The organism is Thioalkalivibrio sp. XN279 (genome assembly GCF_011089885.1).
Classification (GTDB): Bacteria; Pseudomonadota; Gammaproteobacteria; order Steroidobacterales; family XN24; genus XN24.
This window is the reverse complement of record NZ_JAANBD010000028.1, coordinates 95,277-107,088: the sequence shown is the minus strand read 5'-3', so window position 1 is coordinate 107,088 and position 11,812 is coordinate 95,277. Positions and strand designations below refer to the sequence as shown.

Sequence of the window (11,812 nt, the reverse complement as noted above, 5' to 3'; positions counted from 1 at the left end):
CAGCCGCCGGACGAAGGGATTCCATGCATCCGATACTGCAACAGCAGCTGCGCGCAGCCCTCGGCCAGGGGGCGCCTGAGAAGGCGCGCCTCGAGGCCCTGGTGCAGTCCGTGCACCAGCAGTACCGGCGCTACGAGAAGGAGCTGATGGCGCTCGAGGACCGCGTCGCGGCCGCCGAGAAGAAGGCCGTCGCCCGGCTGGAAGTCGAAGGCGACAGCGGCCTGCAGGTCCTGCTAGACAACATCAAGGACGGGATCATCTCGGTCGACGCGCTCGGCCGCATCCGTTCCATGAACGTCACCGCCGAGCGCATGTTCGGCCGCCAGGCCCACGAGCTGGTCGGCCAGAGCCTCGGCCTGATCATCGAGGTGCCCGGCGCGCGTCGCGAGGGCGACTACCTCAAGGAACTGTCGCGGGTGCGCGAGAACACCCAGCTCGATTTGTCGCCCAGCGCCGGCAAGGGCCGCCGCGCCGACGGGCGCCAGTTCCCGCTCGACGTGGTGGCCAGCGCCACGGAAGTCGAAGGGCGCAAGATCTACGTGCTCGCCGTGCGCGACAACAGCGAACGGCTCGAGGCCGAGCGCGCCCTGCGCGAGAGCGAGGCCCGCTACCGCTCGCTGGTGGACAGCGCGCCGGAAGCGATCGTGGTGCTCGACCCGGTCAACGGCCAGTTCATCGACGCCAACGACAAGGCGCTGAAGCTGTTCAAGACCAGCCGCGCGCGCCTGATCGGGCGCGGCCCGGGCCAGTTCAGCCCGCCCGAGCAGGGCGACGGCCGCCGCTCCGAGGATGCCGTGCGTGCCGTGATCGACGACGCCCTGGCCGGGCGTGGCGACTGTGTCGAATGGCTGCACCGTGACGCCAGGGGAGAGATCATTCCCTGCGAGGTGCGCCTGGTGCCGGTGCGGTTCGACGGCAAGGTCATGATCCGCGGCTCCATCATTGATATCCGCGAGCGCAAGCGCGCCGAGCTGCAGTCTTCCGGCGAGCGCGGCCTGCTCGAGCGCATCGCGGCGAATGCCCCGCTGGCGGAGATCCTCGCCACCGGCGCAGAAACCATCATGGCCATCGTGCCCAGCGTGCATCCGGCCTTCTACGTGCTGGAGGACGGCGCCGAGGTGCTGGAACTGGTGACGGCCCCCGGGGTGCCCGAGGGGTTCAGCGAGGCCGTCGGACGTATCCGCTTCGCCGAGCTGGAGCACCAGTCGACGTCCTCGCGCTCGCTGGACGAGACGGTCTGCATGGCGGACATCGGCACTGCGCCGGTGTGGGCCGGGCATCGCGCCGTGGCTGCGCGTTACGGCTACGAAGGCTGCTGGTCGGCGCCCATCCGCGACGCGGACGGCCGCGTGCTCGGCGCCTTCGCCCTGTACCTGGAGAACAGCCGCATCTCGGTGATGCATCACCTCGACCTGTTCGATCGCATCATCCAGCTGGCCGGTATCGCCATCGCACGCAAGCGCGACGAGCGCGCGCTGCGCGCCAGCGAGCGGCGCTACCGCGGGCTGTTCGAGAAAGTGCTCGACGGCGTCTACCAGGTGTCGGTGGACGGGCGGTTCATCGCCTGCAACCCGAGCCTGGTGCAGATGCTCGGCTACGACTCCGAGGCGGAGCTGATGGGACTGCCCAGCACCGCCGCGCTCTACGTCGACCCGGAGGAGCGCGCGGTGTTCGTCGAGGCCCTCAACCGCGAAGGCAACCTGCGCAACGCCGAGCTGCGCCTGCGCCGCAAGGACGGGCGCGAGATCGTGGTGCTGGAGAACGCCCGCACCATCTACGACGAGCACGGCAAGATCATCGGCCACGAGGGCACGCTGTCCGACATCACCGAGCGCAAGCGCGCCGAGCTCGAGGTGCGCGCCGAGAAGGAGCGCGCCCAGGTCACGCTGAACTCCATCGCCGACGGCGTCATCACCACGGATAACGAAGGCGTCGTCGACTACCTGAACCCGGTGGCCGAGACCCTGACCGGCTGGAAGCTGGCCGACGCGCGCGGCCGGCCGGTGCGCGAGATCATCATGCTGCGGCACGAGACGCACGGCCACTCGCTGGAAAACCCGGCCGAGGTTTCCCTGCGCGAGGGACGGGTGACGGAAGTCGGCCAGCATTCCGTGCTCATTTCTCGCGACGGGCGCGAGATCCCGATCCAGGATTCGGCCGCGCCGATCCGCGACAGCGGCGGCCGGCTCGCCGGCGCGGTGCTGGTGGTGCACGACGTCAGCAAGGAGCGGCAGCTGCGCCGCCAGCTGGCGCACCACGCGGCGCACGATTCGCTCACGGGCCTGATCAACCGCCGCGAGTTCGAGCTGCGGCTGGAGAACGCGCTGGCCTCGGCGAAGTCCGGCGCGGAGCACGTGCTGCTGTACATCGACCTCGACCAGTTCAAGGTGGTCAACGACACCTGCGGCCATACCGCGGGCGACCACCTGTTGAAACAGATCACGTCGCTCATTCGCGGCCTGGTGCGCAATTCGGATACCGTGGCGCGCCTCGGCGGCGACGAGTTCGGCGTGCTGCTGGAGCAGTGCTCGCTGGATCGCGCCATCGAGATTGCCGACGACATGCGCGCCGCCATCCGCAGTTATCGCTTCGTGGCCAAGGATGCGTCCTTCGAGATCGGCGCCTCCATCGGCCTGGTCGCCATAGACGCCGACACCGACAACATCGAGAGCCTGCTCTCGGCCGCCGACGTGGCCTGTTACTCCGCCAAGGACCTGGGCCGCAACCGCGTGCACGTCTACCAGCAGGGCGCGGCGCCGGAACGCCATGCCGAGATGCAGTGGGTGTCGCGCGTGACCCGGGCCATCGACGACGACCGCCTCGAGCTGTACTTCCAGCCCATCGTGCCGATCGGCGACAACCCCGACCGCCGCGGCCACTACGAGCTGTTGGTGCGCATGCGCGACGAGAACGGGCGCATGGTGCCGCCGAATGCCTTCATCCCCGCCGCCGAGCGCTACAACATGATGCCGGTGGTAGACCGCTGGGTCGTGCGGCAGGCGCTGGAGACGCTGGCGTTCCGGCCGGAGCAGGGCTACGACCAGGAAGGCTACCTGCTCGCCATCAACCTCTCCGGCACCTCGCTGAACGACGACAAGTTCCTCGAGTTCGTGATCCAGGCCATCGACGAGTACCAGCCCGCGCCGGGCACCATCTGCTTCGAGATCACCGAGACAGCCGCCATCCAGCGCCTGGAGCGTGCGGCGCACTTCATGCACGAGCTCAAGGCGCGCGGCTGCGAATTCTCGCTGGACGACTTCGGCAACGGCCTGTCGTCCTTCAGTTACCTGCAGAACCTGCCGGTCGATTACATCAAGATCGACGGTAACTTCGTGCGCAACATCAACTCGAACCACGTGCACCAGTGCATGGTCGACGCCATGCACCGGGTGGGGAAGGCGATGGGCATCCGCATGATCGCGGAGCACGTCGAGTCGCGCCAGGCGCTCGAAGTGCTGGAGAAGATCGGCGTCGAGTTCGTGCAGGGCTACCACATCGCCGCCCCCGCCTCCGTGGAGCGCTTCCCCCGCCTGGCTACGCGCAGCGGCCGTCCACAGCTCAAGCTCGCCTGAGAGACTGTCCCCAGCCGACCCGTCTTTTGGTTAAACTCGGTCCATGAGCAGGATTGCGGGCAGCATGCCCGGCGCCGAGGGACAGGCTGTCACGCAGTCCGGCCCGGCGGCCGGCCATCACACGCCGCTGATCGGGCCCGGAGAACCGGGGCCGTTCCGCGTCATGAACCCGCATGGGCGCGCCCGGCTGCTGCTGGTTTGCGACCACGCCAGCAACCGCATTCCTTCCCCGCTCGAGAACCTCGGCCTCGACGAACTGGCCCTCGGGCGCCACATTGCCAGCGACATCGGCGCCGGCGAGGTGACGGAGCGCCTGTCCGCGCAGCTCGATGCCCCGGCGGTGCTGGCGAGCTATTCGCGCCTGGTGGTCGACTGCAACCGCGGCCTCAATGACCCGACCTCGATCCTGGCGGTCAGCGACGGCGAGTTCATCCCGGGCAACCAGGGCCTGGACGACGAGCAGAAAGCCGAGCGCGCGCGCCAGTTCTTCCATCCCTACCACGACGCCATCGCCCGCCGCCTCGACAGCTTCGCGCGGCGCGGCATCGTGCCGGCCTTCGTGGCCATCCACAGTTTCACCCCGATCTTCAAGAACGTCCGTCGCCCGTGGCAGATCGGCATCCTCTGGGATACCGATCCGCGCATTCCCGTGCCGCTGATGAAGGCACTGCGCGCGCAGGGCATCACGGTGGGCGACAACGAGCCGTACTCGGGCAAGGCGCCCGCGGATCACACCGTGGACCACCATGCCGAGGGCGGGGGACTGCCGCACGTGTCGATCGAGATCCGCCAGGACCTCATCGACCATGCCGACGGGGTCGCGCGCTGGGCGCGCATCCTCGGCGACACGCTGGGGCAGATCCTTGCGGACGAGCACTTGTACCGGAGATTCGGGGAGGGGTGAGATGACCTACAAGGAGCCGAGCTTCACGGTCGGCGTGGAGGAGGAATACCTCCTGGTCGACCGGGAGACGCGCGACCTCGTCACCGACATGCCGGAGTCGATGATCGAGGACTGTGAGCATGCGATGGAGGCCCGCGGCCAGGTCAGCCCCGAGTTCCTGCGCGCGCAGATCGAGGTCGGCACCAAGGTGTGCAGCAGCATCGCCGAGGTGCGCGAAGAACTCGGGCGCATGCGCGACTGCGTCATCAAGGTGGCGGAGCGCCACGGCTGCGCGCCCATCGCCGCCTCGACCCATCCTTTCGCGCGCTGGCTCGACCAGCGCCACACCGACAAGGAGCGCTACGACAGCCTCGGCCGCGAACTGCAGGCCACGGCGCGGCGCCTGCTCATCTGCGGCATGCACGTGCACGTCGGCATCGAGGACGAGGAGACGCGCATCGACCTGATGAGCCAGTTCGCGTACTTCCTGCCGCACCTGCTGGCGCTGTCCTGCTCATCGCCGTTCTGGGAAGGCGAGAACACCGGGCTGAAGTCTTTCCGCCTTACCGTGTTCGACGCCCTGCCGCGCACCGGCATGCCGGAGACGTTCGCCAGCTGGGCCGAGTACGAGCGGCACATCGAAGTCATGGTCGAGGCCGGGCTGATCGAGGACGGCACCAAGATCTGGTGGGACGTGCGCCCGAGCGCGCGCTACCCGACGCTGGAGACGCGCGTCATGGACGTGTGCACGCGCATCGACGACGCGGTGTGCATTGCCGCCATCAACGTCTGCCTGCTGCGCATGCTGTTCCGGCTGCGCCGCTCCAACCAGCGCTGGCGCACCTACGCGCGCATGCTGCTGATGGAGAATCGCTGGCGCGCCATGCGCTACAGCTTCGACGAGGGCCTGGTGGACCTGGGCCGCGGCGCGATCGTGCCGCACGCAGAGAACCTCGGCGAGCTGATCGAGCTGATTCGCGAGGACGCCGAGGCGCTGGGCTGCACCGCCGAGGTGGAGCATGCCTGGAAGATTCTCGAGCGCGGCACCAGCGCGCACCGCCAGGTGGCGACTTACGAGCGGGCCCTGGCGGCGGGCGCCGCGCAGAAGGAAGCGCTCATGGCCGTGGTCGACATGCTGATCGAGGAGACCCGCGTCTAATAATTTCAATAACTTTCGGGGGTCAGACCCCGTTATTGGCCCGCGGCGGTCGGGTAGCGCGTGAAGAGTTCCGTCACCACGGCGTCGATCGCCGCGCGCGGATTCTCCATCGCCTTCTTGGTCAGCCGGCCCTCAACCAGGCCTTCCCACACCAGCACCTTGCGCTCGGCATCGACCACGTCGATGTTGGCCGTGCCGACCTTGTAGTTCACGGTCTCGACCTCGGTCTCGTACAACGGGAACGGTGAGTACAGCATGCCGCGGTAACCGTAATAGCCGGTCATGCCGTAGCCCATCGAGGGCACCTGCCGCGTGCGGACCTCGGTCTTGTCGCTCGAGCTGGCATTGAAGTTAACCAGCAGGTCGGGGTTGGTCTCGGTGTAGGTGTAGCCGAGCTTCTCCATCTCGCGACGGGTAGCGTTCTTGAAGTGCTGCGTGACGAGGGAGGAGTAGCCGGCCTGGTCGGTGCCGAGCTGGTCGAAAAAGCCGAAAGTCTGGTAGGCCGTGAAGTCTGCCGAGGGGTCGTAATCCACGCGATAGTCGGGGGAGACGGCGCAGGCCGTCGCGAAGAATGCCGCCAGGACAATGAGCATCAGCTTGCTAGATTTCATGGCATGGTCCTTGTAAGCCGCTGTTGCCCTAACGCTAGACTATGGCACCATCAGCGGCAACCCGGGATTGATCACGAATGGCAGCGTGCATGACGTGTCGGTCGCCATGTTTGCATCACTTTGAAATGGCCTTCCCATGGGAGAAAGCCGCAAAGAAAGACCCCGCCATGAGGCGGGGTCAAATGAAAAAACAAGCGGCAAGAAATCTTACTGGGTGAAGTCAAAACTCGCGCAGTAGTCGGTCTGGAACGGTGTTTGCCGTTGAATATCCAGGCGAGGCGCGATGCGCACGCTGGCATCGCCAAAATTCTCCACCATCAAGACATACCACACTCGAGTGCCGTCGATCGTGGCCTCAGCAGCCGGGTACCAGGTTCGGGTTCGGGTTTGGCCGAAGTGGGAGTAATCGATCTGGATGGCGCCACCAGAAGTCAGCTGCCAGTTGGATCCCAGGATGTAGTAGATCAGTCCGCATTCGGAAACCCCGTCGAATCTCCGCACAAGGTCTTCACCTTCCAAGGCTTCAAACAAGCCGCCGCTGCCGCCGTCGCGGAAAATCCAACCAAAGCGACAGAAAGGCGCGTGGAGGCCGTTCTCCAGGAAGCTGCCTGGGATCCAGCTGTTGACCTCGCCCTGGAAGTAACTGCCCTCTGGGCTCTGCACCTCGGTCTCAGACAGTACAGGTCTTGTCTCTGCGCGGGAGTAGACGCTGTAAGTCGCATAGCGATCCCCCGAGCCAGAGTTGTTGTATTCGGAAAAAATCCCGTACTCGCCATTGAGCTCGTCAAGAAATTCCATCTTCTGGGTCCAGCCGTCGCCGTAGTCGATCACCAGTTCGCCAGCAGCCCCGATGGTTCAGGTGGAAGCAGACGAACCCAGCGTGCCTGCCGCGGCGCCGCCCTGTGAGATCGTGAGGATGTCGCCATAGGAGCCAGGGGGGAAGACGTAGCCGTTGAAACCGGACGTGCCCGGAGACTGCTGGTGCCGGAACAGGCCGCCCCAGACGCCGGCAGCACAAGCGGAGCGGCTGCTCCCGGTACAGTTGCTCGTGAACGGGATCGGCTCGATGTCCAGGCTGGAGCGAAGGGTCGAGTCGCTGGAGACCCGCACATCGGCAACGAACGCCGTGGCGAGATCAAGGGAGCCCCCGTCTTCGAAATTGATGGTCGGGTATTCGCGATCCTCGGTGACCTCGACGCGCGCGATGTCGACCAGGGTGCCGTCGGTGACCCTGGTGTACACGTATTGCTTAATGTGCCGCAGTTCCAGGATTTGGTCTGCCCCTTTTGCCACCAAAATAGCTTTTTCGTCGTCAGTCGCAGGGGTGGCACCGAGACCGGGGTTGTTGACTTCAAGGATTGGTGTATCGGGGATGACCACAAGGCGCCCGAACACATCCGTGACGTTGCCGGACGCATTGCCGTCTAGGACCCGCGAGAAAGAGCCGGCAAGGTTCGTGAACTCGACCGGAGTGCCCGACTCGCTGGTGCCGGTCTCGCTAGATCAGGCAGTTACGGGGGTCGGACCCCGCAGGCACCCCCACAGACGGTGTGCTGGCTCTTGCGGGCGCTGATCAGGCGGCGCGCGCTGGACAGGTAACCTAAAAGATAGGTAAAGTCACCGAAATTCAAGGTGACATGTCATGGCGCCAGCAGAAATTTCCGAGGGTCCGCTCATAGGCTTGTTCGGTAGCGAATCGGCTTATCGTGTCCTGATGTACCTGGAAAATTATGGCCAGGGCTACGCGTCCAAGATGGCGAAGGCCTTCGGCTTTTCTCTGAGCCAGGTGCAGAACCAGTTGCGCAAGTTCGAGGATGTCGGTTTGCTGGTGAGCCGGCGGGAGGCTGGTGCTCGAGTGTTTTATTTTCGCCCGAGCCCTGTAACGGATGCGTTGCGCGTCTTTCTTCGGGAAATGCTCGCCCGGTTGCCACCGGAAACGCTGGAACGCTATTTCATGGAGCGGCGTCGTCCCCGCCGCTTCGGCAAGCCCTGACGACGAGAAATCGCATGGAGATCACTGCGAAGACCTCGCTGCAGGAACTGGCTGCGATCGTGTCCGAGGCGCTTGAGCGCCATGGCATCATTGCCACGCTGTCTGGTGGTGCGGCGGTCTCTCTGTACACCAACAACCGGTACATGTCCGAGGACCTGGATTTCGTCACCAGTGCATTGGTCCGGGAGCTTGCTGGCGCTCTCGCCCCACTGGGTTTTGTCCACTCCGGGCGCCCGCGGATGTCGGTGTTCACCCATCCATCTACGCGCTGGTACCTCGAGTTTCCGCCTGCGCCGATCAGCTTCGGCAGCCGGTACATTAATCCGGAAGAATGCGCTCTCATGCCGACGCCAATCGGCAACGTGCGCCTTATCACTCCCACGCACTCGGTCATGGACCGCCTGATTGCCGCGGCCGTCTGGCAGGAGCCGCAGTCGATGCAGCAGGCGGTGATGGTGGCCGAGGCTCAGGCCGACAAGATCGACTGGCCTTTCCTGAAGCAATGGGTATTGGAGGAGGGCATTGCACAGGACCGCAACGTCCAGGTGTTTTTCTCCCGGTTCGGTCAGGAGTGCGGATGATGCCGATAGCCAGCCGTCCGATGATTTCCATTGCGCCGATGATGGACTGGACCGACCGGCACTGCCGCTATTTCCTGCGGCTGCTGTCTCCGAGTGCGTTGCTCTATACCGAGATGGTGACGGCCCAGGCAATCCGGCACGGCGACCGCGAACGGCTGCTCGGATTCGATCCTTTCGAACAGCCGGTGGCGCTGCAACTCGGCGGCTCGGAGCCGGAGGTGCTGGCGGAGGCGGCGCGGGTCGGGGCGGATTACGGCTATGAAGAGATCAACCTCAACGTCGGTTGCCCGAGCGACCGGGTGCAGTCCGGGCGCTTTGGCGCCTGCCTGATGGCGGAGCCGGGGCTGGTGCGGGATTGCGTGGCGGCGATGCGCGGGGCGGTCGAGGTGCCGGTGACGGTGAAAAGCCGCATCGGCATCGATGAGCTCGAGGACTACGGTTTTTTGCGCGACTTCGTCGGCACGGTGGCCGAGTCGGGCTGCGAGGTGTTCGTGGTGCATGCGCGCGAGGCGATCCTCGGCGGGCTGTCGCCGAAGGAGAACCGCGAGATCCCGCCGCTGCGCTACGAGTTCGTGTACCGGCTGAAGCAGGAGTTTCCGCAGTTGACCGTGGTCCTGAACGGCGGCGTGCGCGACCTGGAGTCGGTACGCGCGCATCTCGAGCATGTCGACGGCGTCATGATCGGCCGCGAGGCCTACCACAACCCCTGGTTCCTCACCCAGCTGGAACAAGCACTTACGGGGGTCAGACCCCCGAAAAGGGAAGAGATCATGACTCGGTTCATGGCGTACATGGCGGGGCAGCTGGAGCGCGGGGTGCGGCTGTCGGCCATGACGCGCCATGTGCTCGGCCTGTATCTCGGCCAACCGGGCGCGCGGCGCTGGCGGCGGCAGCTGGCGGAGGGGGCCTGCCGCCCGGGCGCCGGGCTCGAGGTGGTGCGTGCCGCGATGGAGAGCCTGCCCGCCAGCGACGGCGCGCGCTAGCTAGCGGCGCTCAGTCGGGCCGAATCGCAGCAGGATCTGGCGTAAACCAGGGGCGCATCTTCCCGTCCGTCTGCAGGATGTGATCGATGACCCACGTGCGCGCCAGTTCGAGGATCTCGGGTCGCAGTTGCTCCTGCAGCGCAGCGACGGCTTCCTCGTCCTCGGGCATCGCGTCGAGCTCGGTCGAGATGCGGTCCTGCAGCTCGGCCAGTTTCGCCGCGATCCGCTGGTGCTCCAGCTTGTGCTCGAGGTAGCCGGGAAATCCCATCTTGAACTGCACCTGTTCCTCCCGCGCGAAGTGCTCGCGCGCATAGTCCAGGAACTGTCCGAAGAACACCGGCAGGTAGCGCAGCGTGTCCGGCACGCGCAGAGACAGCTCGACGGAATTGAACAGCGACAGGAGGTAACGATGGTCGGCGTCGATCAGTTCATGACCGATGCGCATGCGTTCACGCCAGACAACGGGCAAGGCGCCTTCTCCCGAGTGGGCCTGCCAGGGTGATCGGCCGGGACGGCCACAACTTGAGTGACTTATTCCCCGGCGGGGACTGTCGCGCCGAAATCACCCGCGACATTCGCGGCGATCCACACCACCGACGCATAGGCCGCCACCGCCTGCTTGAGCGCCTCCGGATCCACCTTGTCGAGGGTGTCGTTGGCGGTGTGGTGCAGGTCGAAGTACTCGCTCGCGTCGTGGCGCAGCGACAGCACGGGCATGCCCTCGGCGCGCAACGTGGAAAGATCCGCGCCGCCGGTAGCACTGTTGTCGCCGCCCTCGATGCCCAGCGGCGCCAGGATCTCGCGCATGGCGTCGATCACCGGGAAGGCCTCCTCGTCCACGCCGCTGTCGAAGCGATAGATCAGTCCCGCGCCGCCGTCGGCCTCGATACCGATCACGTGTCGCTGCTCAGACTGCAGGGCGGCGGCCGTGTAGCTGCGCGACCCGTCCAGGCCCCGCTCCTCGTTGGCATAAAGCACGATGCGCACGGTGCGCTCCGGGCGGCGCGGCATCATGGCGATGAAGCGCGCCGTCTCCATGAGAATCGCCACGCCGGTGGCGTTGTCCTGCGCCCCGGTGCCGAGGTCCCAGGAGTCGAGGTGTGCGCCCATGATGACGATCTCGTCCGGCTTGCCGGCGCCGCGGATGTCCGCGATGACGTTGGCCGAGCGGGCCGGCGACAGGTTGCGTGCGCTGGAGTGAAGGTACAGCTCCACTTCCTCGCCCGCCGCGAACTGCGCCGTCAGCAGGTCGGCGTCCGGGTTGGAGATGGCGAAGGCGGGGATCGGCCGCACGCCCTCTTCATAGCGCGTCGCGCCGGTGTGGGCAAAGCGGTGCGTGGAGGTGCCGACGGAGCGAATCACGAGCGCCAGCGCGCCGCGCGCGGCCGCGACCGACGGGCCGCGGGTGCGCTTCTGCACCGCGGGGCCGTAGCCGCTGCCGTCGCGCTCTCGCTCCATGCGCTCGTCGATGAACACGATGCGTCCGCGCACTTCTTCCGGCTTGGCGGCCTCGAGCGCGGCGAGGTTCTCGAAACGCACCACCGGCGCCTCGATGCCGGCCTCCGGCGTGCCGACGCTGCGCCCCAGCGCGGTCGCGACCAGCGGCTGGGGGAACGGCCGGATGATCCGCGCCTCTGCCGTGCCGCGTTCCCACGCCGAGACTTCCACCGGCTGCGGCCGGATCTCGTCGAAGCCGATCTCTGCCAGGCGGGTCAGCGCCCACGTCACGGCCGCACGATCGCCCGCGGACCCGGCCGGTCGCGGGCCGACTTCGGTGGTGAGCGACCAGGCGTGCTGCCAGGCATCGCTGTCGGCCAACGCGCGATCCCGCAGCTGGCTTGCTTCCTTAAGCAGCCCGGGCTTGGGCGCCGCGGCGCCTGCCGGTGCGGCAAGGCCCAGCAGGAGAGAAAAGCAGCTCAGCAGCAACGCGGCGGGGGCGGCAGGAAGGCAGCGGGCCATCGGCAAGGCTCCGGGTCGTGAGGGGGCGCATAAGGGTACACCATGCGCGCCACGGCCCACGAGCGAGGCTG

The 11,812-nt window shown here is 66.4% G+C and carries 11 protein-coding genes; 6 read left to right on the top strand and 5 right to left on the bottom strand.

Annotation, left to right across the window (positions count from 1 at the left end):
- Positions 1 to 23: 23 nt before the first annotated feature.
- Genes G8346_RS10165 through G8346_RS10155 form a run of 3 tightly spaced genes read left to right on the top strand, consistent with a single transcriptional unit; the run spans position 24 to position 5,614 of the window.
- Positions 24 to 3,572: a PAS domain S-box protein gene (locus G8346_RS10165; RefSeq protein ID WP_166050858.1), complete on the top strand. Its 3,549-nt coding sequence runs from the start codon at positions 24 to 26 to the stop codon at positions 3,570 to 3,572.
- 43 nt (positions 3,573 to 3,615) lie between these two features.
- On the top strand, positions 3,616 to 4,476 hold the full coding sequence (locus G8346_RS10160; protein WP_206202689.1) for an N-formylglutamate amidohydrolase: 861 nt from the start codon (positions 3,616 to 3,618) through the stop codon (positions 4,474 to 4,476).
- A 1-nt stretch (position 4,477) separates the two neighbouring features.
- Positions 4,478 to 5,614 (top strand): carboxylate-amine ligase, encoded by a 1,137-nt coding sequence (locus tag G8346_RS10155; protein WP_166050856.1) that lies wholly within the window; start codon positions 4,478 to 4,480, stop codon positions 5,612 to 5,614.
- A 32-nt stretch (positions 5,615 to 5,646) separates the two neighbouring features.
- Here G8346_RS10155 and G8346_RS10150 read toward each other — a convergent pair whose 3' ends face one another.
- From G8346_RS10150 to G8346_RS10140, 3 genes are all read right to left on the bottom strand, one after another.
- On the bottom strand, positions 5,647 to 6,225 hold the full coding sequence (locus tag G8346_RS10150; protein WP_166050854.1) for a DUF4136 domain-containing protein: 579 nt from the start codon (positions 6,223 to 6,225) through the stop codon (positions 5,647 to 5,649).
- Positions 6,226 to 6,432: 207 nt separating this feature from the next.
- A complete protein-coding gene (locus G8346_RS10145; RefSeq protein WP_166050852.1) occupies positions 6,433 to 7,056 on the bottom strand; it encodes a hypothetical protein in 624 nt (207 codons plus the stop codon).
- Between the two features lie 24 nt (positions 7,057 to 7,080).
- Positions 7,081 to 7,620 carry a hypothetical protein gene (locus tag G8346_RS10140; RefSeq protein WP_166050849.1) on the bottom strand — a complete coding sequence of 180 codons (540 nt, stop codon included), beginning with the start codon at positions 7,618 to 7,620 and terminating at the stop codon, positions 7,081 to 7,083.
- Positions 7,621 to 7,867: 247 nt separating this feature from the next.
- Between G8346_RS10140 and G8346_RS10135 the strand changes: the two genes are divergently transcribed.
- The 3 genes from G8346_RS10135 to dusA are packed head-to-tail and all read left to right on the top strand — an operon-like array spanning position 7,868 to position 9,782.
- Positions 7,868 to 8,218 carry a helix-turn-helix domain-containing protein gene (locus tag G8346_RS10135; protein WP_166050847.1) on the top strand — a complete coding sequence of 117 codons (351 nt, stop codon included), beginning with the start codon at positions 7,868 to 7,870 and terminating at the stop codon, positions 8,216 to 8,218.
- Between the two features lie 14 nt (positions 8,219 to 8,232).
- Positions 8,233 to 8,799 carry a hypothetical protein gene (locus G8346_RS10130; protein WP_166050845.1) on the top strand — a complete coding sequence of 189 codons (567 nt, stop codon included), beginning with the start codon at positions 8,233 to 8,235 and terminating at the stop codon, positions 8,797 to 8,799.
- Positions 8,799 to 9,782, top strand: coding sequence for a tRNA dihydrouridine(20/20a) synthase DusA (gene dusA / locus G8346_RS10125; RefSeq protein WP_206202731.1), 984 nt, complete (start codon positions 8,799 to 8,801; stop codon positions 9,780 to 9,782). The genes G8346_RS10130 and dusA overlap by 1 nt, the downstream gene beginning before the upstream one ends.
- Before the next feature lie 10 nt (positions 9,783 to 9,792).
- Here dusA and G8346_RS10120 read toward each other — a convergent pair whose 3' ends face one another.
- Positions 9,793 to 10,251, bottom strand: coding sequence for a bacteriohemerythrin (locus tag G8346_RS10120; protein ID WP_166050841.1), 459 nt, complete (start codon positions 10,249 to 10,251; stop codon positions 9,793 to 9,795).
- A gap of 62 nt (positions 10,252 to 10,313) precedes the next feature.
- Positions 10,314 to 11,741 carry a M28 family peptidase gene (locus G8346_RS10115; protein ID WP_166050839.1) on the bottom strand — a complete coding sequence of 476 codons (1,428 nt, stop codon included), beginning with the start codon at positions 11,739 to 11,741 and terminating at the stop codon, positions 10,314 to 10,316.
- Positions 11,742 to 11,812: the final 71 nt, after the last annotated feature.

Bases quoted from the DNA above. Each gene is read 5' to 3' on its own strand.
- G8346_RS10165 (WP_166050858.1), top strand. From the start codon at position 24: ATGCATCCGATACTGCAACAGCAGCTGCGCGCAGCCCTCGGCCAGGGG.
- G8346_RS10160 (WP_206202689.1), top strand. From the start codon at position 3,616: ATGAGCAGGATTGCGGGCAGCATGCCCGGCGCCGAGGGACAGGCTGTC.
- G8346_RS10155 (WP_166050856.1), top strand. From the start codon at position 4,478: ATGACCTACAAGGAGCCGAGCTTCACGGTCGGCGTGGAGGAGGAATAC.
- G8346_RS10150 (WP_166050854.1), bottom strand. From the start codon at position 6,225: ATGAAATCTAGCAAGCTGATGCTCATTGTCCTGGCGGCATTCTTCGCG.
- G8346_RS10135 (WP_166050847.1), top strand. From the start codon at position 7,868: ATGGCGCCAGCAGAAATTTCCGAGGGTCCGCTCATAGGCTTGTTCGGT.
- G8346_RS10130 (WP_166050845.1), top strand. From the start codon at position 8,233: ATGGAGATCACTGCGAAGACCTCGCTGCAGGAACTGGCTGCGATCGTG.
- dusA (WP_206202731.1), top strand. From the start codon at position 8,799: ATGCCGATAGCCAGCCGTCCGATGATTTCCATTGCGCCGATGATGGAC.
- G8346_RS10115 (WP_166050839.1), bottom strand. From the start codon at position 11,741: ATGGCCCGCTGCCTTCCTGCCGCCCCCGCCGCGTTGCTGCTGAGCTGC.